This window comes from Halorubrum vacuolatum, assembly GCF_900188065.1.
Lineage (GTDB): Archaea > Halobacteriota > Halobacteria > Halobacteriales > Haloferacaceae > Halorubrum > Halorubrum vacuolatum.
On record NZ_FZNQ01000012.1, the window covers coordinates 1 to 24,573 of the forward strand.

Genomic DNA, 24,573 nt, shown 5'->3' on the forward strand with positions numbered 1-24,573 from the left:
AATCTCGTTCAAACAGCCGTTGAGGCGGTCGTTTTCGGGCATAGATCACTTTGAAAACGCACCGCCTCACTCTTCATCCTTATCTGAACACCGCCTGTGTGGGTGACCGTATTAGGGATCCCCGTTGTCCGCTTTGTGGGATCCTCGTTGTTTGTGATCGAAACGAAACCAAACACATTCTGCCAATTATCTTAAATTATGAGGGAATCCAGGAATATATACTAAAGCGGCGGCGTCGGCGAAGCTGTTACCCGAAATACCGATAAAGTCAATACAACGTGTCATGATCTATCGGGAGGAACGCTAACCAATAGCACATACTCGAAGAGCACAGGGCAATCCAACCAAAAACGAGACTCAAACATGTACACGTCACACGGAATTGGAGCAAAACGGGTGGAGCACAATGACAGATAAAGACGGTGGAATACAGGCAGAACTCTTCCACGCGGACACCGATCACGAAGCGGGAGGTAACAACATACAGAAGTTCGGCTTCGACATCAACCCGCCGGTGTTTTTCATCGCCAGTGGGTTGATACTGCTCTTTATCGTCCTGTCACTGGCATTTCCGGATCAGGCCGGAACCGCTTACGGCGACGCCAGGGAGTGGGTGTCTGAGATGTTCGATTGGCTGTTCATCCTGGCAGCCAACGCCTTCATCGTGTTCATGGTCGGGCTCGCGATAAGCAAGTACGGATCGATCCGTCTCGGCGGTGTCGACGGCGAACAGGAGTTCAGCGACATCTCCTGGATCGCAATGCTGTTCAGCGCCGGTATGGGCATCGGGCTGATGTTCTTCGGCGTCGCCGAGCCGGTGTTCCACTTCTACGATCCACACCTCGGTGCAACCGGTGGTTCGGAGGGCGCGGTCGACGTTGCGCTTGCAGTCTCGCTGTTCCACTGGGGCTTCCATCCGTGGGCCATCTACGCCCTCGTTGCACTCGGGTTGGGCTTCTTCTCGTATAACCGTGGGTTACCCCTGACGTTCCGGTCCGTGTTCTGGCCGGTCCTTGGTGAACGGATCTACGGATGGCCGGGACACATCATTGACATCCTGACCATCTTTGCGACCCTGTTCGGGCTGGTGACGTCACTCGGACTCGGGGCCTTACAGATCAACCGTGGGCTCGAATTCCTGGGTGGATCCATCGGGTTCTTCCCCGCAGTACCGTTTAGTGGAGGTGTTCAGGTCGGTATCGTCCTGTTCATAACGCTCCTTGCAACGGGTTCGGTCTACCTCGGTCTCGAAAAGGGTATCCGGCGCCTGAGTAACCTGAACCTGTCGTTGATGCTGTTGCTTCTTGGGGCCGTGTTCGTCCTCGGTCCCACGTTGACTATCCTCGGAATGATTCCCCAGGGAATCGGTGCGTATCTGGGGAACTTCTTCGAGCTGTCGTTCTTCGCCGGGCAGGGCGACGCGTTCAGCGGCTCTCCATCCTATGCAGGTGCAGGCGATGCGTTCCTCGTCGATTGGACGGTGTTCTACTGGGCGTGGTGGATATCCTGGTCGCCGTTCGTCGGGATGTTTATCGCCCGCATTTCGAAAGGCCGAACGATCCGCGAGTTCATCGGCGGCGTGATGCTGATCCCGGTGATGTTCTCGTTCGCATGGTTCGGAGCGATGGGCGGTTCGGCCCTTTCGATGGAACGGGGCGGTGAGACGGTCGGCACCCTTGGCGGTGTCGGCGAGTTCTACGACGCAGATGGTGAACTGACCGGTGCGTGGGAAGAGCTCTGGGCCGGCCCGATCAGCGAAGAGATCTGGGCGCTCGCGTTCGCAGAGGACACCGCGATGTTCGCCATGTTCAACGAATTACCGGGGACGGAGATCCTTTCGATCCTCGCGATCATCCTCGTGACGACGTTCTTCGTCACGTCCACTGACTCGGGATCGCTCGTCCTCGAACACCTGAGTACGGGCGGGAAACACACGACCGGCGCCACCGGTCGTGTCTTCTGGGCAGTGGCCGAGGGGGCCGTCGCGATTGCGATTCTGCTTGCGGCCGGTGCGGACGCGCTTGCAGGACTGCAGGCGGCGGCAATCGTGACTGGCTTGCCGTTCGCGTTCATCCTGATCTTCATGATGTTCTCGGTCTACCAAGGACTGCGGAAGGAGTATCGGATTCTCAACTCCGATCGGTTCCAAGAGCGGATCGACGAAATGGTCGATAGCGGTGATATCGTGGTCGAATCCGACCGTGGACAGGTCATCACCGAAGTCAGTCGGACCGACGACGGATCGACCGTGAGCGAGACCGACGACTAATCCGGTCGGCCGCTCGCTCACGAACGACCTATTCGGTCTTTTTCACTTCGATTCGGACGGCGTGCGTTATGTCCGTACCGGCCCGATCGAGAACCGGTGGCGATTGGACCGGTTAACAAACGGATACAGCGATCCGTCTCAGAGGCGCCGGAACACCGATCCGAACCGGTAGGGCGTCACGAGGAACGAAATAAAAAAGACGACTACTGAAAGGACGAACGCCACTCCGGAAACCGCGATCATTGCCCGCCCGAGTGTCGGCCATAACTGTCCAGCTACTATCGTCACAGACATCGCTAGCACGACGATCATGAACAGCCCCATCGCAACGCGTAAACCCGTCGATTTTGGGTTGAACTGACATTTGGGACAGGCCTCTTCATCGCCTTCCAACTCGTAGCCACACCGTTTACAGTGTGGTAACCCGCCGCTGAATGGATTAATCACTCTTACCGCACGATGGTGACTGGGATATCGCTCAGTTGGAGCACCTTGTCAGCGGTGCTACCGACGAGTTTGTTGATCGCACCGTGTCCTTGCTTTCCGATGACGATTGCGTCGATGCCCTTTTCGTCGGCATACTCGACGATTTCAGGCCCGGCTTTGCCACGCTTCACTGCCCCTTTTGCCTTGGAAATCCCTCGTTCCGTGGCCTTTTTTACGACCTCCGTCACCAGTTCTTCTCCGTACTGATTGTATTCGTCCAGTTCTTCGTCGGTTAAATCGACGGTGATGATGTACGACGCCTTCGTTTCGACGACGTACAGTGCGTGTACTTCAGCGCCGGTCAGCTCCGCGAGGTCGAGGGTGTGTTCGACGGCCGCATCCGAGATCGAACTGCCATCGACCGCAACGAGGATTTTATTGTACATTGTTGTCTTCACCAGATTATCGCTCATCCTATTTAAAAGTCGGTCCGCTCTGTACTGGCTGTCAAGGGAGCAACGAACACGACGCAGTCACTGCTGCCGGCGTGACGATGCGCTCGTGCCGTATCGGTCGTGGCTTCCATCGGATGTTATACGTTGTCGTTCCGTAGCTGTCGGTAGCACGAGAGATGAGCAACTCCACTGATACACCGTCTGGAGAGTCGATCGTCGAGTGTCAGTTCCAGAACGGATCGATCTCGGTGTACGATACCTATCTCACGATCGAACGCGCGAAGGGTTCGAACTACGAAAACAAGCGGATCGAAATGAATGAGATATACGATGTCACGCACACGTCCGGTATTATTACCGGTCACATCCAGATCCACCAGCATGGCGTCGAACCGGATGCGGGTGGGTTCTTTACGCATCCCGTCGACGAGAACACGCTCTATTTCCAGCGAGCGAAACGGTCGTGTGCCGAGCAAGCACGGGATGCCATCATCGAACGGATGGCCGGTGATCGGGCGGAGTGATGGCCGCTTGTAAGGCAATTTTTCTGTTACGCCGAGTCGTAATCGAGAACGAGCCCACACTTCCTTCGATATTCCGTGACTGGCCCGTCGACGATCAATCCCCTTGTCGGACGGAATAGCCTCGGAATGTGGGTCGCTCCCCGATGACGACGCTCACGCGGACCGTGTCGAGGCGCTCGCGCGGTTCACCACCTCCGCCTCATAGCCGTGTTCGTGGATCGACTCGACGATGTTGCGGGTGTGTTCGATCCCGCTCGTTTCGATCTGGAAGATGAGATACGCCTCGCCGACGTCGAGGTCCTCCAAGGCCCGATCGTGACGCACGGTCTGAATGTTCGCCTCGTGTTCGGCGATGATACCCGACAGCTCGGACATCTTCCCCGGTTGATCGTCGATATGCACCCGGAGCCGGAGGATCTGTTGTCGTTGCGTGAGCGCGTGAATGAGCACCGCTCGAAGCATCGTCATGTCCAAATTTCCGCCACACAGTAGCGGCATCACGCGTTCTCCTTCGACGTCGAGTGCGTCGCTGCGGATCGCCGCAACGGCGGCCGCGCCCGCCCCCTCTGCCAGCTGTTTTGACCGCTCAAGCAGCACCAGGATCGCCGAGGCGATCTCGCTGTTGGTGACCGTGACGACCTCGTCGACATGCCGATCGATGATCGTGAGCGTGCGATCGGAGATCCCGCCGGTCGCGATCCCGTCGGCGATCGTATCCACCGAATCGAGCGTCTGTGGGATCCCCTTGTCGAGGCTGTCCGGGACGGTCTCAGCACCTGACGCCTGCACGCCGACGATCCGCGCATCCGGGTTGTGCTCGGCGAACGCCGTGGCGATGCCGCTTATCAATCCACCGCCGCCGATGGGCACGACGACGGTCTCCACCTCGGGAAACTGCTCGGCCATCTCGACACCCAGCGTCCCTTGGCCGGCGATGATATCCGGATCGTCGAAGGCATGGACGAACTCCGCGTCCGTCTCTCCGGCCAGTCCCTTCGCGTACGCCGTGGCCGCCTGGAAGTCCTTGCCGACGAGTTCGACCGACGCGCCGTAGCCTCGGGTCGCATCGATCTTCGTTTGCGGGGCGTTCGTCGGCATCACGATGGTCGACTCCACCCCGCGTTTCGTCGCCGCGAGCGCGACCCCCTGTGCGTGGTTTCCGGCGCTGGCGGCGACGACACGGTCGATGCCGTCCTCGACACAGCGAGTGATCTTGTTGTACGCGCCACGGGTTTTGAACGATCCCGTCCACTGGAGGTGTTCCAACTTGAGAACGACCTCCTCGGCCCCGGTCATCGCTTCGAGGGAGGTGCTGCGTTCGATCGGCGTTCGCTTGACGACCGACGGATCGTCGAGCCGTCGCTGTGCCCGCTCGATGTCGGCGTACGTGACGGGGAGGGCGTCACCGCTCATGGGAGTTCGACGTCGACCCCCGACTGTATGCTCGCGGCCTTCACCGTGTTGTACATCAACATCGCGATCGTCATCGGTCCGACGCCGCCGGGAACGGGGGTGATCGCGCCGGCGACCGGTTTCGCGCTCTCGAAGTCGACGTCCCCGACCAGCTTGTACCCCTTCTCCGTATCGGCCTCGACGCGGTTGACGCCGACGTCGATCACCACCGCCCCCTCGCCGATCATCGATCCGTCGATGAGTTCGGGATAGCCGGCCGCGGCGATGACGATATCGGCCTCGCGGGTCTTCTCGGCGAGGTCCTTGGTCCGCGAGTGACAGACCGTCGTCGTCGCGTTTCCACCGGGGGCCTTCTGGATCAGGAGGTTCGCCATCGGTTTGCCGACGATGTCCGATCGACCGACGACGACGGCCTCTGCCCCTTCGGTCTCGACGTCGGCCGCCTCCAGGAGTTTCTGCACGCCGTGGGGTGTACAGGGTTTAAATCGGGGATCGCCGGCGACGAGCCGGCCGACGTTCTCGGGGTGGAAGCCATCGACGTCCTTCATGGGCTCGATACGACGGAGGACTGCGGCGTTGTCGACGTGATCCGGAACGGGCATCTGCACGAGGATCCCGTTGACGTCCGGATCCGCGTTCAGTTCGTCCACGACGTCGAAGAGTTCCTCGGCCGGCGCGGACGCATCCAGTTGGTGATGGATCCCGTCGATCCCGAGCTCCTCACAGGTCCGTTGTTTCATCGAGACGTACGTCTCGCTCGCCCCGTCATCGCTCATCAACACGGTCGCCAGCGAGGGCGTCACGCCCGCGGATTTGAGTTCCTCGATGGAGTCCTCAAGCGCCGCAGTGATCCCGTCGGCAACCTCGTTTCCGTCGATGATCCGTGTCATACTGGTCCACCTGCTCCGGTTCCTAAATCGGCTTGTGTATTCATGCTCATTTTCGATCAGTCGGGCAACCCGGTGGGTCCGTACGCCAGTCGGCTCGGGGCCGGGTACTGCGGATGGATTCGTGTGCATCCAGTAATAATGCACTGCATATGGCGTTTTTCGAGCCGCGAGGGAGCCGCATTACATAACAACTCGATAGGCTGTCAGATATTGTCGATCGAAACGGTTCCGCGTCGCTCGCGGAGTGCTGGGCAGGGTGCGTTCGAAGGGAGACCGCGTCACTCGTGAACCATCGGCGGGTCTCGGGGGATCAAGCCGGTTTGAAAACAGTCGGCCGAAAACGCGCTACCTGTCGTGACGGCCGCTTATTCCTCGGAACGGCGGTTGAACAGCTTCTCGATGCGAGCGACGATACCCGTCGACGCCCCGGGGAGGTAGAACTCGGTGTCTTGGCGGTCTTCAACGGCTGATCGGGTCGTGTGTTTTGCTTGGCTCATATATGTACCTCGGTGCCGGAACGGTTTAAAATTTCGCTTATTACTCTATGAATTTAATGAACGATCTCTATCGACAGCCGCTGTCATGACACCTACCAACCTTTATCATGGTCCCCTCACGACCTCCGGTGTGAAACGCACTATTAGCACCGATGATGCACCGGCTGCGGTCGGCGCGTACAGCCAAGCGACGACGAACGGGGAACTGCTCATCACCGCCGGGCAGCTGCCGCTCACGGTCGATGGTGAGCTCCTCGATGACCGCCCTGTCGCCGAACAGACACGACAGTGTCTCTCCAACGTCGAGGCGATCCTTGCCGCCGAGGGGCTCTCGCTTACGGACGTCCTCAAAACGACGGTCTACCTGGACGATATCGACGACTTCGAGGCGTTCAACGAGGCCTACAGCGAGTTCTTCGAGTCGGAGCCGCCCGCTCGAAGCGCCATCGAGGTGGCTGCCGTTCCGAAGGGAGCCGCCGTCGAGATCGAAGCGATCGCCGTCGTCGAATAGCGACCGATTCCTAACGGCTCCGGATAGAGCCGTATTTAAAAGAGCCCGGTGATGTTTCCGTCCGCGTCGATGTCCATGTCGGCGGCGGCGGGTCTCGCCGGCAGCCCCGGCATCGTCAACGCGTCCGCGGTCAGCGCGACGAGGAAGCCGGCCCCGGCCGAGGGATAGATCTCGCTGATCTCGAGCTCCCACCCCTCGGGAGCGCCCTTGAGGCTCGCATCGTCGCTCAGCGAGTGGAACGTCTTCGACATGATGACCGGGTAGTCGTCGAAGCCGAGGTCGTTCATCTGTTCGATATCACTGAGCGCCTTCCCGGTGAATTTCACGTCGTCGGCGCCGTAGATCTCCGTGGCGATCGTCCGGATCTTCTCGTCGATGGGCGCTTCGAGATCGTACAGCGGCTCGAAGGCCTCCTCGTCGCTCTCTTCGACCGCGTCCACGACGTTCTCCGCGAGGTCGACGCCGCCTTCGCTTCCCTCCAAGAAGACGTTCGACTCGGCCGCGCGGATGCCCAACTCGTTTGTACAGTGGTCGAGTACTGCCTGCACCTCCTCGTCGGTGTCCTCGGGGAACCGGTTGATCGAGACGACGACCGGGACGCCGAACTTCTGTAAGTTTCGGACGTGCTTATCGAGGTTCGAAAAGCCGGCCTCGACGGCGTCGACTCCGGCGTCGTCGATGGCGTCGTAGTCGACCGGCCACTGATCCAACCCGTGGTATTTAAGCGCGCGAATCGAGGCGACGAGCACGACGGCGTTCGGCGTCATTTCACCCATCCGGCAGACGACGTTCATGAACTTCTCCGCGCCGAGGTCGGAACCGAAGCCGGCCTCGGTGACGAGATACTCGCCCATGCCGAAGGCGGTCTTATCGGCGATGAGCGAGTTCGTCCCGTGCGCGATGTTCGCGAACGGGCCGCCGTGAACGAACGCAGGCGTCCCCTCTATCGTCTGCACGACGTTCGGTTTGATCGCATCGCGGAGGAGCATCGTCGCGGGGCCGGTGGCCTCGATGTCGTCCACGGTCACCGCGTTCCCGTCCTCGTCGTAGGCGACGATGATCCGGCCGATGCGTTCCTTTAGATCCGCCAGGTCGCTCGCGAGACAGAGCACCGCCATCAGCTCCGAGGCGGCGGTGAGTAGGAAGCTGTCCTCACGGGGGGTCCCGCCGGTCTTGCCGCCGAGACCGACGACGGTCTGACGGAGCGCCCGGTCGTTCATGTCGATCGCCCGCGGCCACGCGACGTTCGTCACGTCGATATCGAGCTCGTTACCCTGCGAGATCTTCGCATCGAGCATCGCCGCGATCAGGTTGTGTGCGGCCGTCAAGGCGTGGATGTCCCCGGTGAAATGGAGGTTGATGTCCTCCATCGGGAGCACCTGTGACTTGCCGCCACCGGCCGCGCCGCCTTTCACGCCGAAGACGGGCCCGAGCGACGGCTCCCGGATGGCGATCATCGTCTCTTTCCCGATGTGGTTGAGCGTCTGACCGAGCCCGACCGTGGTGACGGTCTTCCCCTCGCCTTTCGGCGTCGGGGTCATCCCGGTCACCAACACCAAGTTCTGCGATTTCTCCGTGGACTCCTCCCGGAGACGCTCGATGGCGTGATGTTTTACTTTCGCGGTGTACTCGCCGAAGTACTGGAGGTCCTCCAAGCCGAGCCCCCACGGCTCGACGAGCTCCCAGATCGGCTCCATCTCCGCTGACTGTGCGATATCGTAGTCCGTCGGAAAGGGCTCCTGATTGCTGTCTTCTGAAACCATCTGAGCGGATATTCCGCAGGACCCACTAATAATGTTCTCCCATCTGATAGCATATATAAAGGATGTGTTCGCCGACCGGGCGCTCGTGTCCGCTCGTTCCCCCAATCTGGACGAAATATGATAGAATGTGGAGCGCCCATCGCGGCGATTCACCCCCGAGCGCCGCCGCCTTATCGAATGAGTTTGTTTCGTCCCGGGTCGAAAAGCGGCTCGTCACGAACCGTCGCGTCGTATACCTCGCCTTCACAATGCACCTGAAGGCTGGTTCCGGCTTCGGCGTACTCACTCGGCACGTAGGTGTAGGCGATGGACTCCCCGATGCTGTAGCCGTAGTTTGCGGCTTGGACGTATCCCAGCGTCTCCTCGCCATCGCAAACGGGACGGCCGGTGAGCAGGATGTCCGTCGAGTCGTCCACGGTGATCGGCGTGATCCGGTTTTCGATCCCGTCCGCCCGTGCGGCCTCCAGTGCCTCCTTGCCGATGAAGTCGGTATCCATATCCACCGCGAAGGGGAGCCCCGCCTCGAAGGGATTCGCGTCGGTGTCGATGTCCGCCCCCCAGAGTCGATACCCCTTCTCCAACCGCATCGAACTCAGCGCACCGCCGCCCATCGGGCGGACGTCGAGGTCATCTCCGGCCTCCCAGAGCGTCTCCCAGAGACGACGGCCGTACTCCGCCGGTGCCCATAGCTCCCAGCCGAGTTCGCCGACGTATGAGACACGGAGCGCGATCACCGGCACCTCGCCGACGTACATCCGTTTCGCCCGGAAGTAGGGGAACCCCTCGTTGCTCACGTCCGCGTCGGTACACCGCTGTAAGAGCAGCCGGGACTTCGGCCCCCAGAGGCCGATGGTCGATTTCGCTCCCTCCTCCACGTGCACCGAGACCGTCTCCGGTGCGTGCTCCTCCAGCCAGCCGCCGTGGATCCCCGGCGAGTTGCCGCCGCCGGTGGTGACCATATACTCCTCCTCGGCGAGACGGACGACCGTCACGTCGGCGAGGATGCCGCCCCCTTCGTCCAACAACAGCGAGTAGCGGACCCGCCCGACGTCGACGTCGATGTCGTTGCTACAGACCCGCTGTAAAAAGTCGGTGCTTCCCGCGCCGGTCACGCTGATCGAGGAGAACGAGGTCATATCGAACATCGAGACGTGCTCGCGGGTGTGAAGGTGTTCGGCGCCCTCGATCGGCGAGCGGTTGATCCCCTGCCAGCCGTCCTGTTCGGGGATCATCCCCTCGTATCGGGATACGAGGTCCGCGTTCGACTCGTACCACTGCGGCGACTCCCAGCCGCCGCTCTGGTAAAACTCCGCGCCGAGCTCCCGCTGTTTTTCATAGAACGGGCTGGTCCGAAGTCCCCGATGGGAGGACGGCTGCCAGCGCGGCTCAACGATGCTGTAGACCTGCTCGTATCGTTTCGCCCCGCGGTCGACGAAGTACCCCTTCTCGCCGGCGTGCGGCTCGAATCGACGAACGTGGATGCCGCCGGTGTCGACCGGGCCGGACGGGAGCCTCGGGACGCCGTTTTCCATCCACTCCGCGAGGATCCGACCGTAGCCACCGGAGTGGGTCCACCAGATGGCGAGCGCGGACCACAGACCGTCCACCGCCCGTGTTTCGCCGATCGCGGGCATTCCGTCCGGCGTGAAGACGAAGATGCCGTTCTCGGTGGCCTCGTATTCCGCGTCCGCGGTCGCCGGAAGGAGTTCGTCGAAGGCCTGTTTCGGCGACTTCTCTCGGCCTCGGTGGGTCGGTTTGTGCCAGTGTTCCGGTGTGAACCCGCGGACGGACGCCTGTCGGTCCTCGCTGTTTTTCCCCATCGCGTCGGGGTCCACCGAGAGCGTCTCGTGGTTGTACGAGCCCAACCCGATCGCGTCGCCGTGGGTCCGGAAGTACAGCGAGTTGTCCTGGTCGCGACCGACGGGCTGATGCGGGGCTTCGCTCATGTACTCCTGGATGGCCCGATCGCCCGGTACCTCCAGGCCGGTCGTGTTCTCCCCGACGGAGCTTCCCGCATCGGCGAGCTCTGCCAGCGGTTCGGTGACGACGTACTGGTGTTCGACCGGCGCGATCGGGAGATCGATCCCCGCCAGCTGACCGGTCTGATAGCCCCAGTTGTTCGTCGCCATGACACACCGCTCACAGTCGATCCGGCCACGGTCGGTGACCACCCCGTTGATTTCCCCGCCTTCGACATCGAGATCCGTCACCTCGGTGTTTCCATGGAACGCCGCGTCGGCGTGTTCCATGTACCACTGGAGCGCCGCGATGCCGTCGACCCGGCCGTCCGTCGGCGAGTAGTAGCCGCCGAGGATCTGCGATTCATCCACGAGCGGCAGGTGTTCGACGACCTCTTCGGGCGAAAGCAGTTGCGGCTCCGGAAGGCCGTACGCGGTCGCCCATTCGACCCGCCGCCTGAGGAAGTCCATCCGCTCCTCGCTGCGGGCGACCTCGATCCCACCCACCTCATGATAGACGCCGGCCTCCGAGAGGAGCCGGCTCGTGTAGTAGGCCGTCTTCGTCTGGATCTTCGACGGCGACGTCTGGAACATGATTCCCGGCGCGTGGACCGACGATCCGCCGGTGACCGGTAGCGGTCCCTGATCGATAACGACGATGTCCTCCGCACCGAGTTCGCTTAGATGGTACGCGACGCTACAGCCGACCGCGCCGGCCCCGATGATAACCGTATCAGCCCGTGACGGTAGACTCTCTGAGCCCATGGACTCACTCCATACTGTCATGATATTAAATACACGGTCGGCCGCAGTTCTCCCCGCAGACACATACCATTGAGAGCGCCCAAATCGACCGCGTATACCGGATAGTAGAATGCCGCCGGTTCGTCGCCTATCGCGGGTGATCCCCCACCGAACCACAACATAACTGAAATCGTATATGAATGGCGACGGCAACACAGCCCGTTGCGAGCCAGACAGATCCCGATCCGGACGTCGGCGCCGGAGCCAGCGGCGACGCGTAGCCGATCAGGGACGAACGAGACGAATAGCCGATCAGGGAACGAGCGGTTCCTCCCTGACGGTCGCGGCGTAGCGCTCACCCTCGTAGAGGACCTCAACCTCCGTGCCCGGCTCGGCGTACTCCGGTGGGAGATACGTGTACGCGATACAGGCACCCGCCGTATAGCCGTATTCGGCGCTGTGGACGTAGCCGATCGTCTCGTCGCCGTCGAGGACGGGCCGATGGTTGAGGATGACCGCTTCGGGGTCGTCCAGCGTGAGGCAGGCTACCTTGTGTTTGATATCGTCGCCAGCGGCGGCCGCGGCGACGGCCTCCTTGCCGATGAAGTCGGTATCGAGGTCGACCGCCCAGCCGAGCCCCGCCTCGTAGGGGTTGTGCTCGGTGTGGAGGTCTTCACCCCACAGTCGGAATCCCTTTTCAATGCGCAGCGAGTCGAGCGCGCCGTTCCCGTACGGTCGGAGATCGTACGCCTCACCGGCATCGAGGAGGTGCTCCCAGAGCCGCTCGCCATACTCCGACGGGGTGTACAGCTCCCAGCCGAGCTCGCCGGCATACGACACCCGAAGCGCCGTGACGGGGATGTTCTTCACGAAGAGCCGTTGGCTCGTGAAGAAGGGGAACGCCTCATCGGAGAGGTCGGCGTCGGTCACCTCGCTCAGGACCTTCCGGGCGTCCGGACCGGTACAGACCATCGCCGCGAGACTCGAGGTGACGTCGTTCACCACGACGCCCTCGGGTGCCTGCTCACGCACCCACGCGACGTGGTTGTTGCCGACCTCACGCCCGGTGGTCAACAGCAGATATCGATCCGGGCCCGTCCGCGTGACCGTGATGTCCGCTCTGACGCCGCCACCCTCGTTACACATGAGCGTGTATTTCACGTCGCCGACGGCGAGGTCCATGTCGTTCGTACAGAGATACTGGATGAACTCGTCGGCGTCGCCCCCGACGACCTCCATCTTGTTGAACGAAGTCATGTCGTGGAGGCCGACCTTCTCGCGGACGTGAAGCGCCTCCGCGCCCTCGATCGGCGACCAGTATTTCGCCTCCCATCCCTCACGCGTCGGGATCCGGTCGGCGTATTCGGCGACTAAGTCCGCGTTCGACTCGAACCAGTGTGGCTCCTCCCAGCCGGCCTCGGCCCACAGCTCCGCGTCGTACTCTTTGTGGGTGTGATACATCGGCGTCCGCCGGATGTCACGCTGGTGGTCCGTCCAGACCCACTTCGGGTGCATGATGTTGTAGACGATACGATACTCCTCGCCGCCGATGTCGTGGGTGAAATCCCAGCTTCCCTCGTGCTCGTCGAACCGATTGACGTCGCAGTGGGCGAGGTCGATCGGGCCGGTGTCGAGTCGGGGGACGCCGTTCTCCATCCACTCCGCGAGGGCTTTCCCCGCGCCACCTGCGTGGGTGACCCAGATGGCCGCCGCCGTCCACAGGCCGTCGTATTCCTGCACTGGGCCCATTACGGGAAGTCCGTTCGGAGACTCCGCGAACATCCCGTTGTATTTGTGTTCGAGCTCCTTGCCGGCGGTCGCCGGGATCAGCTCGTCGCTCGCCTGCCGAGGCGCCTTGTCGGGACGGTCGGGATGGGTCGCGTTCTCCATGTGGTACTCGGTGAACTCGTGGACCGACCCCTGCTCGCCGTCCGGATCGTTCCGACCGAGGTCCTTCGGGTTCGGGACGATCGGTTCGTGGTTGTACGATCCGATGCCGTAGGCGTCCCCGTGGGTCCGGTAGTACATCGCGTTGTCCTGATCGCGGAGGATCGGCCGATCCGGGCCGACGAGCAGTCGCTTGGCCTTCTCCCCGGAGACGTTCTCGTAGTTCTCAAAGAGCGGATGGTCGGTGATGTCGACGGCGCCCTCGGCTAACTCCTCCAGCGACTCGGTCATCGTATACTGGTGTTCGACCGGCGCGACCGGGAGGTGGACCCCGAGCCGGTCGCCGAGCTGTCGCGCCCAGATGTTCGTCGCGATGACGACCTCGTTACACTCGATCGTTCCGTTCTCGGTCACGACAGCGGTGACCGCCCCGTCATCGATCTCGACGTCCTCGGTTCGGGTGTGCGGGACGAACCGTGCGCCACGGTCCATCGCCTCCCGTGCGAGCGCGTCACAGGCCACGACGCCGGAGACCTGTCCGTCGGTCGGCGAGTAGTAGCCGCCGAGGATCCGATCCGGGTCGACAAGCGGCAGGTGTTCGGTGACCTCCTCGGGGGTGAGCAGCTGTGGGTCCTCGATCCCCCACGCCTTCGCGTGTTCGACCCGACGTTGGAGGAAGTCCATCCGTTCTTCGCTTCTGGCGACTTCGATCCCACCCACCTCGTTGTACGCCTGCGTGCCGTCGGCGCCCTCGAGCTCTGAGTAGAGCCGCCGGCTGTAGTCGGCAAACTGGCCGAGGACCTTCGGTTCCGCGGTCTGAAACATGATACCCGGCGCATGCGTCGAGGATCCGCCCGTCGTCGGCATCGGCCCCTGGTCGACGACGACCACGTCGGATCGGCCCAATTTCGTCAACTGATACGCGATGTTACAGCCGACGATACCGGCGCCGACGATGACGGTGTCGGCCTCTTTCGGCACGCTGTCAGTCGTGTCCATGGTACTGGATAGACAGTAGCGATGGCTCGGAAAATAGCTATCGTCTCCATCGATCATCAGTTCGTCCTTTTGAACAAGTGATAGGTCGAGTCAGACGCTCGTGACGGATCCTCCATCGTTCGTTTGTCCGTCAGGTCAGTCCCTCAGTTCGTCGAGTCGGAGCCCCGATTCCGCACGTCAGCCGGGAATCCCCGTCGCTCCCGAATCAGACGTGAGTATTTGAATGGGTTTGTTATTCCCGATGAACTACTATGTGGCACAAGGTGTCAGTAACGATCATTGATATGGGACTTGGCACCGCCTTCGACGCCCTCTCACAGATCGTCGATCACTACGAATCACACGGGGGATCGATCACGCAGGTCACCGCGATGCCCGCCGATCCGAACGGGGACAAACTGTCCGTCGCGATCGACGTCCCGATATCGACGTTTCTCGGAAGTGAGGGTCGGCAGGGACTCACCCCGATGGGGGCGTCGATAACCGACGACGGTAACGTACACATCGAATACGAGCTCACCTCGCTCGACGAGCCGCCGACGCTCGAGGGGGCGACGTTTTCGTCCGTAGACACGACTGTCGATGTCGAGGACGACGAGGTGCGTCTGCGCGTCGAGTGTCTCGTCGAACCGGGGGATCAGCCCGTCGCGGCCTCGGCGGCGAGCCCCTCGAATGAACGGGATGAGACGACGTCCACCGGTGGCGAGCCGTCAGCAGAGGGCGACGGATGGGCAGAAGCGGGCGAAGACGACGGGCGGATCGGAACCCTCGAAGACGAGGGACGGAACCGGTCCGCGGGTGAACCGGCCGCCAACGAGGTGGACTCCACGGTCGAGACCGACGGGGGAGACGCCGATCCCTCGACTGAAACACGCGATGTGATCGATGATACGCTCGCGGCTACCCGTGACGAGTCGGTTCCGCCGTATGAGGACACCGACTACCTCCAGCGGCTCTATGAGCTCTGTGATAGCTTCACACAGATGAGCCGGCGGATCGACATGGACGTCTCCTCCGAAACGGTGCGCCGATACATGATCCAAGCGGACATCCATGAGCCAAATACCTACGATACGTCATCCGGATCCACATCGTCCGAGAACGAGGGCCCGGAGCAGCCATCCGCGGAGACACCCGACCAGTCCTCCGAAGAGACGCCTGAACAACCCTCCGCGGGGACAGCCGAGGAACCGTCCGAGAAACCGACGGATCGATCCTCCGCCACCCAGCGGGACGCCCCGTTCACGGCCGACGAGACGCTCGATGACCGATCCCTCGCCGATCACGTCGACCTTCCCGATGGGCTCGAAATGGAGGACGTCGTCGACGCCGTGATCGAATCGATGACCGTCCACGAGGCGACTCGTCGCCTCGACCTCGACCGTAAACAAACACGTGACCTCCTCGCCGATCTCGACCTGTTGGACCTGGTTTCACGACCGCTCTCGAAGGCACCCGAGGAGCCGATCAACTACGAAACGGTCGCCGGGCGGATCAACCGCTGTCGGGCGAACGAGGCGTGAGCCGCCCACCTATTTAAACGGGTTTTCCATTTCACCCGTGTATAAAAGTATCCGGAAACCGTTTACTCTGTAAGTTATGGCAACGGGAACGAGTGCGGCGACGGACGTTCACGGGGTTCAAACCCTGCTGACGAGCGCGCGGTTCGAACTGATGCCGTTCAAAAGCTTCGACGAGGAGATCGAACACCTCCCGGAGAACGCCACCATCGCGATCACGACCTCGCCACAGCTCGGGATCGAGCGGACGGTCGAAAAGACCGAGTTGGCCAAAGAGTTGGGATACGATGTCGTTCCACACATCGCCGCCCGCTACGTGGAGGATACCGATCAGCTCGAGGAGATCGCCGAGCGCTTGGAGGCCGCCGGCGTGACCGATATCTTCGTGCCCGGCGGCGACCGCGAGGAACCCGCCGGCGAGTTCGAATCGGCGTACGACATGCTCGTGGCGCTTGAGGACCTGCCGTACTCGTTCCCGGAGGTCGGTATCACCGGCTATCCCGAGGGGCACGCCTTTATCGACGACGAGGAACTCGCCGCGTCGATGGAGCGAAAGGCACCGTACGCCACCTACATCGTCACCCAGCTCTGTTATGACCCGAATACGGTGCTTGAATGGATAGAGACGATCCGGGATCGGGGGATCGACCTCCCCGTTGAGATCGGCATTCCCGGCGTGATGAACTACCAGCGACTGCTCCAGATCTCACAGAAAGTCGGCGTCGGCGATTCGGTCAAATTCCTCCGCAAGACGACCGGCATCCTCGGATTCGTCAAGCAACTCGTCGGATCGCGTGGAAGATATAAACCCGACGACCTGATCGACGGCCTCTCGCCGCATGTCGGAGACGAGACATATAATATCCGTGGGGTCCACATCTACACGTTCAACCAGACGCCGGACACCGAATCGTGGCGTCGTGGACGGCTCGCGTGAGCCGCCACCCCATCGACTCATAACGACGGTCGAACCTCGTCAAATCGTCCACGAAAAAATCGAGACGCCCCGAACCGACCGGTATCAGTCGTTCTGCTGTGCTTCCTTCCGCGCGTTGAGCTTGGCTAGCTCCCGTGCGCTCGGGTTGACGGACTCCTTGAACGGAACCTTCGCGGCCGTCGCGAACACGGGTTCACCGGGCTCGTCGGCGTACTCGTCCGGCAGGTGCACTTCGAACTCGAGGTCGAGCTCCTCGGCGTAGATGTCGTCGTTGAGCGGCGTGTCGGTGACTTCCTGGATCTTCTCGGCCGGCACGAAGCCCATCCCGATGTTGGTCTCGAGATCCGGGTTCCACCACGGCGAGGTGAGGTAGCCGCACTCCTCGCCGGTTTCGGGGTCGGAGATGAGCCAGAAGTCGGGTGCGTAATCGCGGATCGGCTCGCCGGCCATTTTTAAGCCGATGAGCTTGAGATTGAACGGATACTCCCCGTTTTCGATCTGCGCTTTCTGTGCTTCGAGCGCCTCCTTGCCGATGTAGTCGGCCTCCTTGTCGTCGGGAACGTGATAGCCCAGGTTGACCTGGAAGGGCGACGTCTCGTGATCGAGGTCCTGTCCCCAGGACATGATACCGGCGGCGATCCGTCGGTGGTGACCGGGAGCGATCTGGCGGCCGCCGTGCTCTCTGACTGACTCCATGACGGGGTCCCAGACGCGCTCGGCGTTCTTCGAGGCGTCCCGGACGTAGATCTCGAAGCCTTTCTCGCCTGAGAAGCCGGTCTGGCTGATCAGCACCGAGCAGCCGTCGATTTCGGCGTCCATGAGCCCATAGTAGGGGATCTCACTGACCTCCTCGCCAACGACGTCGACCATGACGTCCTCCGAGAGCGGTCCCTGGATCTGCATCGGCGCGACGTCGATCTCGTCGATCTCCACGTCGAAGTTCTCACCGACGTTGACGCCCTGCAGCCACTGCATCAGCGTCGAGTCCGAGATCGAGAACCAGAACTCGTCCTCCTCGGGACGGAGCAGGACGGGGTCGTTCAGCACGCCGCCCTCCTCGTTACAGAGGATGACGTACTTCCCGTCCATCGGGTCCATACCGGTCACGTCTCGGGTGACGACGTAGTTGGTCAACGCCTCCGCGTCGGGGCCCTTGACACGGATCTGGCGCTCGACGGCGACATCCCAGAGCGTGACGCTCTCGGTCAGCGCCTCGTACTCGGCCATCGCTCCGCCGTCCTCGGGCTCGACGAGCCCTCGTGGGTGATACAGTCGGTTATACACGGTACACCGCCACGCGCCGTTCTCGACGAAGGACTTGTGGAAAAACGGCGACTTTCGAACCCGCGTCGAGACCAACATCTCGATGCCGGGGTCGCCCGTCTGGCGAAGGTTCCGCGGTACCGTCCGATCCGATTGATCAACACTGGGATAATTGGGATGCTCTTGGTTCCCGGTCATGCCTATGATCAACGAGTACAAATACACATAAAACGGACCGTTGCTTACTGGCGGTGTTTATAACACCCCCCGAAGGGCTACGGGGGAACCGCATCATCAGTCGTTGGCGTCGTCGATCGTCGCGGCGATCAGGTTGCGGATGCCACGCCGGAGCCGGCCGCTCACCGCCGTCGAGGAGAGATCCATCTGCTCTGCGACGTCGTTCAGCGACATCTCCCTGGGCTCGCTGAAGTAGCCGTTATCATACGCCACCTGAAGCGCCAACCGCTGTTCGTCGGTCAAGCCGTACGACTCCTCCCCGCCGGAGTCGGCGTTTCCGTACACGTTGATGATGTCGAGCGAGATGTCCCGTTCGGTCGCATATTCCCAGATCGAGTTCAACGCGACGCGGTCGGGCAGCACCAACCGGACGAGCCAGCCGCGGTCTTTCGTCTCCGTGTGCGCTAAAAACCCGTTCTCGTCGGTGACGATGGTGCTGATGAGTTCGGTCTCGGGAGTGTGTTCGATGTAGTAGATGCCGGTCCGGTCGGTCCAGTCGACGAGTTCGTAGGTCGCAACTGTCGGATCAGCCTCGAACGTATCCTCGATCGTCTCCCGGTCGTCGTACTCGACAAGGAACGGGAAAACGGCGGATCCGGGGTCGGTGGTCCCCTGTGGAATGACACGGATTGTGACATCACCGAGGCTTCGAAGCGTCGGGACGAGGGCGAGCCGTTCGTGTTCGATGTGGATCGTGGCTGTAATTGACATGGGTAGCTGCGCGTGCGACGGATCGGTGGGTGTGAGCGAAAACGCGATCAATCGTCGTCACTCTATCGGTCGAATCGGACGATACGCGCTGGGACACGGAATCCCAATCGGATCGATCACCGCACAAAGCTTCCGGACACGTCGGTCACATCGCCGCTCGTCGGGTCAACGCTAGCGCAGATCGACGGCCATCATCACCTCATCGACGTACTCCCCGTCGATCCGGTAGTGGTCCCGGCGGACGGCTTCCTCGTACCACCCGTGTGATTCGAGAAACGCCATCGCCCCCTCGTTGGTGGCAGGAATGCTGTTATAGAGTTTCTCGAATCCGATCTCTCGTGCCCAGGAGGAACCCTTCTCGAGGAGCTTTTCGCCGATACCCTGCCCGCGATATTCCTCCATTACCCCGACCGTGAGGCGGGCGGTGTGTTTCAGTTTATCCGCCTCCGGAAGGTCGAGATGGACCCATCCGACCACCTGATCCTCGACGGTCGCGACGAAGAACATTCGCGAACTCACCTCGTTGTGACGGTTGAGCGCCTCCTCGAAATCGAGCAGGTCGGCGACCGTCTCGGCTTCGATGTATGAGCCATCCTCGGCGACCTGCCGGAGCACGCCGATGAGGCCGCCGAGGTCGGCCTGTCGGGCGGTCCGGATCGTATAGCGCGTATCGGCGCCTTCGTGGGTGACGCCGTTGTCGGTATCGAAGGCGATCTCCAGGTCGTCGCCGACCCGACGGACGTAGCCATCGCGCCGCAACACCGCGAGATGGTGGCCGAACGCGTGCTCGTCGAAACCGAGTTCCCGACACACCTGGTCGGCGGATACGGAGCCCCGCCGCTCGATGTACGCGTAAATGTCCTTGCGATCCCGGTTCTCGATCGAGACGCGCTGGGTGAGTTCCATGCTACTCCGTACCTCGCATCCATACTTAAGTATTGTTCAGGATAGATCGGTTTCGAAAGACCGGACCGAACCGCATGGGGGACGTTGCTGCGGATAGCAGCGTACACGGGCGAATCCGAAGATGCCGGCCGCACTCGACAGCGGTGAGATCGGGACCGATGAACTACCACGAAATGGGACACGAAAGCGACGAATCGAGATCGAGACGCTGTCGGAGTTGGTCACTTCCCCCGTCGTTGAATAGAAAACCCCGTTGTTTTCCCCATCAGTTGACTCACATCTCAGTTCGTCGGTGATCGATAGTCCCTGCGGACACAACAGGGCTGTATCGGTCACTCACGGGTCAATCGCTCTCGACGCGTCTCGAACTCCTCGTCGGTGAGGTCTCCACGGGCATATGCCGCTCGCAACGCTTCGAGCGCCGGATCCGGTCGGTTGGTTTCCGATCCACGAACGCCACGATATAACAGATAGCCAACGCCGAGGATCAAAAGCAGCGGCACGATGGACAGCAGGGCCCACATCCAGGAGACACCGGTTCCGTTCCACATGTGACCACCTCCCCACAGTCCCATTATCGGCATCGCGACTGCCATCATGAGCACTGGCAAGAAGACGATCGCGGCGATCACTATCAATAGCGTCTGTGTTAGCGCGTTGTCGGTCGCCATAGGTTTCATAGATTCACGGGCGATTTGAGCCCATGGGTGTGAACGTCCATCGGAGGATCGCGGAGACCGTTCATACTCGCCTCTCGGCGTTTATTGTCGAGTAGATCCGTTCAGGGAGCCGTTTGGTGCCGACCGGTCCGACTTCACAGCGATCTCCGCACGTCGACGTGCACGCTAGCGATCGGCTCGGACGGAACGTGTTCCGCGAGTTCTGTCACTCACGGATCCGAGCTATCGACGGTGAAGTCCCGTCAACAACGCGGCGACGTCGGTGATATCGTGGGTGGCGACGAGCGCCTCCGCCGCCTCCCGAACCGTCACATCGGGGTCCGCCTCGACGCCATGACACCGGGCATACACGGCGAGCCAGTCGTTCGTGGCGGCATGGAGACGCTGCATCTCCGTCGCGGAAAACCGGACGGGGTCGGCCGCGGTCCGCGCCTCGACGTACAGCCCCACGACGGGGCCAAGACCGTCACGGGCGGCGACGAGCGCCGCCTCCTCATGATCGGTGACGGACGAACCGGCGAGTTCGGTCTCCTCGCCGTCTTTCCCGTCCAGTTCGCTCGGATCGAACCGGTCGCGGGTGGCAGCCGCCTGTGCCGCGAGGGACGCGATGCGGTCGGCAAACGCCGACGCCGACCCGTGTCGATCAGCCGCGACATCACGTCCGGTCACGGAAGCTCACCCCTGTTTGTACTCGACACCTTTGCCGCCACTTGGGTGATCCCAGTCGGTGTCTGCGACGACGGCGCAGGTGCCACACTCGATACAGGGCTGGGTGTCGAGGCTGACCAGGTGTTTCTCCTCGCCGTTCGTCTGCACCCGTTCATCGCGGTAACAGCCGCCACCGAACCCCTCCGCGCTGACTGGACAGGCGGTGACCGCGGTCCCGCTCGCGGCGTAGCTGTCGTCAAGCAGTTCGATATGCGGGTCGCCGACGTCGTAGGTGAGATCACCGATCCGGTCGGCGAGTTTCGGCGGCTCGATGGTGTCTCCCTCGCCCTCGATGGGCTCGCCGAGCACCTCGGCGATCCGGATCGGGATCTCCACATAGGAGATGCTGCTGTCCGGGACCATCCCCAACAGGAACGGCGAGTTGAACGCCCGTTCGGCGGCACCGCCGAGCGCTTTCATCCCCAGCGCTCCGACAGGTGAGTTGATGAGCGTACTGCCGACGCCGGTCACCACGTCGCTCTCGGCGATGGATCGGGTTGCGCGATAGCGGGTCGGACGGAGCTGGTCCATCACCCCCTCCGAGTTAAGTTTCCGTTCATACAGCTCCCCGGCTTTCGTCGGGTCGCCTCGCGTCTTCGCGTCCGCATACGCCTCGGCGGCAAGGCCGCCGGCCGTGACGGCGTGATTCATTCCTTTGATGATCGGTCCTTGTGCCTGCATCTGTCCGGCCGCGTCGCCGACGAGCAGCAGCCGTCCGCGATGCGGTGAGGGATGCGCGACCTTCTTCGAGTCCGGGACCAGCTTCGCGGAGTATTCACGCTCCTCGTACTCCCCCTGAAGCCACTGATCGAGCAACGGATGGGTGAGAAGCGCGTTCAACAGCTCGTGGGGCTCCGCCCGCTCGGCCGCCAGCGAATCGAGATGGAACACCGTGCCGATCGACAGCGAGTCGGTGTTGGTGTAGAGGAATCCGCCGCCGCGGACGCCCTCGAAGAGGTCGCCCGAGAACAGGTGGGCGGCTCCCGGCTCGCCGTCGAGTCCGAACCGCTCGTCGATGACCTCCGGTTCCATCTCCACGACCGCCTTTACGCCCTGGAACCAGTCCTCGGGTTCATCCCAGTTCATCAATCCCGCATCCCGCGCCAGTTCGGAGTTGACCCCATCTGCGGCGACGATCAGGTCCGCTTTGATCGGATCGAGCTCGTCGCAGGTGACGCCGACGATCTCGCCGTCCTCGCGCAACAGGCCGTTGACCCGTACCTCCGTCAAGAGCCCGCCGCCCGTCTCACGGGTGAGTTCATGAACGCGCTCGGCGAGCCACGAATCCATCCGCCGCCGGAGCACCGCATCACACCAGTCGGTGTCGTGGTGGTGGATCCGGTCCAGATCGAACGTCTTCACCTTGTCGCCGGCGATGTTGTGGATCAGGTACTCGTCGATCGGCCGCTCGGTCGCCTCCTCGCGGATCGCCGGAAAGAGGTCGTCGATCGTGTAGGGGGCCGACTCCTCCGCGTAGATGAGCCCGCCGGAGACGTTTTTCGAGCCGGCGTCGACCCCACGCTCCAACACGAGCGTCTCGACGCCCTGCCGTGCCAATGCTGCAGCCGCCGCCGCGCCGCCGGGACCCGCCCCGACGACGACCGCCTCGTAGTGTTCGTGTTCGTCAGTCATCGCTCGCCCCCGTCACCGCCTCGATCGACCCACCCTGTTCGACGGCCGCCGTCAGCTTCGGAAGCACCTCGAAGAGGTCACCCTCGATGTAGTAATCGGAGAAGTCCCGAATGTCGGCGTCCGGGTCGTCGTTGATCGCGATGATCACCTCGGACTCGTCCATGCCGACCTTGTGTTGGACCGCGCCGGAGATGCCGGCGGCGATGTATACATCGGGTTCGACGGCCTGTCCGGATTCGCCGATCTGCCGTTCCTCGGTGATGTAGTCCGCCACGTGGCCGTCGAAGGCGTACGACGCGGTGATAACTCCGCGCGACAGGCCGAGGTCGGCGTCGTCGAACGCGTCGACGAGTTCGACGCCGAGTTCGATCCCCCGCGTCGGATCCGTTCCGATGCCGCGGCCGAGCGCGACGATCACCTCCCGGCCCGTGAGGTCGACACCCGAATCCAGCGTGTCGTGGTCGACGATCTCCACCTGGAACCACTCGTCGGGAAGGTCGATGTCGTGTTCGACGATCTCGCCCTCGCGTTCGGGATCCGGCTCGGGCGCCTCGAACGCGCCGGGGATCACGCTCGCACCCTGTGGGTGGAAGTCGCGATGGGGCTTGTCGATACAGAGGATGGTTGAGTATTCGAACCCGGAGAAGTCCGGCCGGGGCATGTGGAGGACCCGTTCGAACTCCACGCTGTCGCCCGGCTTGCCGGTCTTCGCCGGGTTGGAGATCATCGCGTCATCGATGTAGAGGTCCGAACAGTCGGACGCGAGCCCCGAGTCGAGTTCGCCCTGCACGAGCGCGGAGAGGTCCCGGCCGTTGTTGGTCGCCGGGAAGACGTTGTATCGCGGCTCATGGTAGTCGCGCCACGCCGCCTCGAAATCCCGGCACATGTGGACGTACAGCTCCGTGTACGGTTTATGCCGGAAGCGCTCCAGTCGTGGATCGTCGTGGTAGACCACCCGGTCGGCCCCGTAGGCGATCGCCTCCTCGGCCAGTTCGCCCACGCCATCCCCGATGAGCACGGCGACGACGTCCTCGGGGTTCCCCTCCTCGTCGCCCCCGTAGCCATCCTCGCTGTTGTACTCGTCCATCATCTCGCGGGCGCGGCCGAGCATCTCCTTTGAGACCTCGATCAGCTCCCCCTGTTGGGTTTCACAGTACACCCACATGTCGCGATAGGTCTCACCCGAGACGCCCTCGACGTACTGTTTGTCCGCGGTCGGATGGTCGAGGTCCGGGTGCTTCTCCTCGGGCGGGACGTACTCGACGGCTTCCCCGTCGCCCTCATCGGTTCCCTCCACCGACTCGATACGGTTTTCGATCTGGGTGATCGCCCCCGAACGGTCCTCACCCGCCTTTTCACGCTCCAGCAGATCGCGGAGGACGTCGCCGTCGTCGACGTCGCGAACCATGTTGGCGACGTCCGCGATGGAGAGCTCCGCGAGGTCGACCGTCTCGGGATCGATCTCCTCGCCGTCGGCCTCCAACTTCTCGATCCGGCTGTTGATAAGCGTCTTCACCGGGGCGCGGTCCTCGCCGCCCGTCTCCAGCTCCAGCATCTCACGGAGCTCCTCGACGTCGTCGATCCCGTTTACCTTCGGGCCGAGTTCGGCGATCTCGTGTTCGGTGGGGTCGATCTCCACCATG

The 24,573-nt window shown here is 62.2% G+C and carries 20 protein-coding genes; 5 read left to right on the top strand and 15 right to left on the bottom strand.

Going from position 1 to position 24,573, the window contains the following annotated elements; all coding sequences use genetic code 11:
• Positions 1 to 406: 406 nt before the first annotated feature.
• Entirely contained in the window at positions 407 to 2,269 is a 1,863-nt protein-coding gene (locus CHB65_RS11190; RefSeq protein ID WP_089385158.1) for a BCCT family transporter, read from the top strand.
• Positions 2,270 to 2,407: 138 nt separating this feature from the next.
• Here the strand turns inward: CHB65_RS11190 and CHB65_RS11195 are convergent, their stop codons facing one another.
• Together CHB65_RS11195 and CHB65_RS11200 are read right to left on the bottom strand one after the other, a co-directional pair.
• Positions 2,408 to 2,662 (bottom strand): hypothetical protein, encoded by a 255-nt coding sequence (locus tag CHB65_RS11195; RefSeq protein ID WP_218818941.1) that lies wholly within the window; start codon positions 2,660 to 2,662, stop codon positions 2,408 to 2,410.
• Positions 2,663 to 2,718: 56 nt separating this feature from the next.
• Complete coding sequence (locus tag CHB65_RS11200) at positions 2,719 to 3,141, bottom strand: universal stress protein (protein WP_089385159.1); 423 nt, start codon at positions 3,139 to 3,141, stop codon at positions 2,719 to 2,721.
• Positions 3,142 to 3,326: 185 nt separating this feature from the next.
• On the opposite strand from CHB65_RS11200, the gene CHB65_RS11205 reads away from it, so the two are divergent.
• On the top strand, positions 3,327 to 3,674 hold the full coding sequence (locus CHB65_RS11205; protein WP_089385160.1) for a hypothetical protein: 348 nt from the start codon (positions 3,327 to 3,329) through the stop codon (positions 3,672 to 3,674).
• 153 nt (positions 3,675 to 3,827) lie between these two features.
• On the opposite strand, the gene ilvA is transcribed toward CHB65_RS11205, so the two are convergent.
• From ilvA to CHB65_RS17900, 3 genes are all read right to left on the bottom strand, one after another.
• Positions 3,828 to 5,087, bottom strand: coding sequence for a threonine ammonia-lyase (ilvA, locus tag CHB65_RS11210; RefSeq protein WP_089385161.1), 1,260 nt, complete (start codon positions 5,085 to 5,087; stop codon positions 3,828 to 3,830).
• A complete protein-coding gene (locus CHB65_RS11215; RefSeq protein WP_089385162.1) occupies positions 5,084 to 5,977 on the bottom strand; it encodes a bifunctional methylenetetrahydrofolate dehydrogenase/methenyltetrahydrofolate cyclohydrolase in 894 nt (297 codons plus the stop codon). The genes ilvA and CHB65_RS11215 overlap by 4 nt, the downstream gene beginning before the upstream one ends.
• Before the next feature lie 365 nt (positions 5,978 to 6,342).
• Positions 6,343 to 6,474 (bottom strand): hypothetical protein, encoded by a 132-nt coding sequence (locus CHB65_RS17900; RefSeq protein ID WP_281251563.1) that lies wholly within the window; start codon positions 6,472 to 6,474, stop codon positions 6,343 to 6,345.
• A 130-nt stretch (positions 6,475 to 6,604) separates the two neighbouring features.
• Here CHB65_RS17900 and CHB65_RS11220 point away from each other — a divergent pair, with 130 nt between their 5' ends.
• On the top strand, positions 6,605 to 6,985 hold the full coding sequence (locus tag CHB65_RS11220) for a Rid family detoxifying hydrolase (RefSeq protein ID WP_089385163.1): 381 nt from the start codon (positions 6,605 to 6,607) through the stop codon (positions 6,983 to 6,985).
• 35 nt (positions 6,986 to 7,020) lie between these two features.
• Here CHB65_RS11220 and CHB65_RS11225 read toward each other — a convergent pair whose 3' ends face one another.
• The 3 genes from CHB65_RS11225 to CHB65_RS11235 form a co-directional block, all read right to left on the bottom strand.
• Positions 7,021 to 8,748 carry a formate--tetrahydrofolate ligase gene (locus CHB65_RS11225; protein ID WP_089385164.1) on the bottom strand — a complete coding sequence of 576 codons (1,728 nt, stop codon included), beginning with the start codon at positions 8,746 to 8,748 and terminating at the stop codon, positions 7,021 to 7,023.
• Positions 8,749 to 8,918: 170 nt separating this feature from the next.
• Positions 8,919 to 11,471, bottom strand: a complete 2,553-nt coding sequence (locus tag CHB65_RS11230) for a GcvT family protein (RefSeq protein ID WP_089385165.1) — start codon at positions 11,469 to 11,471, stop codon at positions 8,919 to 8,921.
• 291 nt (positions 11,472 to 11,762) lie between these two features.
• A complete protein-coding gene (locus CHB65_RS11235) occupies positions 11,763 to 14,336 on the bottom strand; it encodes a GcvT family protein (RefSeq protein ID WP_089385166.1) in 2,574 nt (857 codons plus the stop codon).
• Positions 14,337 to 14,620: 284 nt separating this feature from the next.
• Here CHB65_RS11235 and CHB65_RS11240 point away from each other — a divergent pair, with 284 nt between their 5' ends.
• Positions 14,621 to 15,859 (top strand): prolipoprotein diacylglyceryl transferase, encoded by a 1,239-nt coding sequence (locus CHB65_RS11240; protein WP_089385167.1) that lies wholly within the window; start codon positions 14,621 to 14,623, stop codon positions 15,857 to 15,859.
• A gap of 76 nt (positions 15,860 to 15,935) precedes the next feature.
• Entirely contained in the window at positions 15,936 to 16,793 is an 858-nt protein-coding gene (locus CHB65_RS11245) for a methylenetetrahydrofolate reductase (RefSeq protein ID WP_089385168.1), read from the top strand.
• 84 nt (positions 16,794 to 16,877) lie between these two features.
• Here CHB65_RS11245 and CHB65_RS11250 read toward each other — a convergent pair whose 3' ends face one another.
• From CHB65_RS11250 to CHB65_RS11280, 7 genes are all read right to left on the bottom strand, one after another.
• Positions 16,878 to 18,254 carry an aminomethyltransferase family protein gene (locus tag CHB65_RS11250; RefSeq protein WP_089385169.1) on the bottom strand — a complete coding sequence of 459 codons (1,377 nt, stop codon included), beginning with the start codon at positions 18,252 to 18,254 and terminating at the stop codon, positions 16,878 to 16,880.
• Between the two features lie 96 nt (positions 18,255 to 18,350).
• A complete protein-coding gene (locus CHB65_RS11255; RefSeq protein ID WP_089385170.1) occupies positions 18,351 to 19,004 on the bottom strand; it encodes a helix-turn-helix domain-containing protein in 654 nt (217 codons plus the stop codon).
• 171 nt (positions 19,005 to 19,175) lie between these two features.
• Positions 19,176 to 19,910, bottom strand: coding sequence for a bifunctional helix-turn-helix transcriptional regulator/GNAT family N-acetyltransferase (locus CHB65_RS11260; protein WP_089385171.1), 735 nt, complete (start codon positions 19,908 to 19,910; stop codon positions 19,176 to 19,178).
• Positions 19,911 to 20,242: 332 nt separating this feature from the next.
• Entirely contained in the window at positions 20,243 to 20,581 is a 339-nt protein-coding gene (locus tag CHB65_RS18005) for an SHOCT domain-containing protein (protein WP_089385172.1), read from the bottom strand.
• Between the two features lie 231 nt (positions 20,582 to 20,812).
• Entirely contained in the window at positions 20,813 to 21,259 is a 447-nt protein-coding gene (locus CHB65_RS11270; protein WP_089385173.1) for a hypothetical protein, read from the bottom strand.
• 6 nt (positions 21,260 to 21,265) lie between these two features.
• Positions 21,266 to 22,930: an FAD-dependent monooxygenase gene (locus CHB65_RS11275; RefSeq protein WP_089385174.1), complete on the bottom strand. Its 1,665-nt coding sequence runs from the start codon at positions 22,928 to 22,930 to the stop codon at positions 21,266 to 21,268.
• Positions 22,923 to 24,572: an electron transfer flavoprotein subunit alpha/FixB family protein gene (locus CHB65_RS11280; protein ID WP_089385175.1), complete on the bottom strand. Its 1,650-nt coding sequence runs from the start codon at positions 24,570 to 24,572 to the stop codon at positions 22,923 to 22,925. The genes CHB65_RS11275 and CHB65_RS11280 overlap by 8 nt, the downstream gene beginning before the upstream one ends.
• Position 24,573 lies beyond the last annotated feature (1 nt).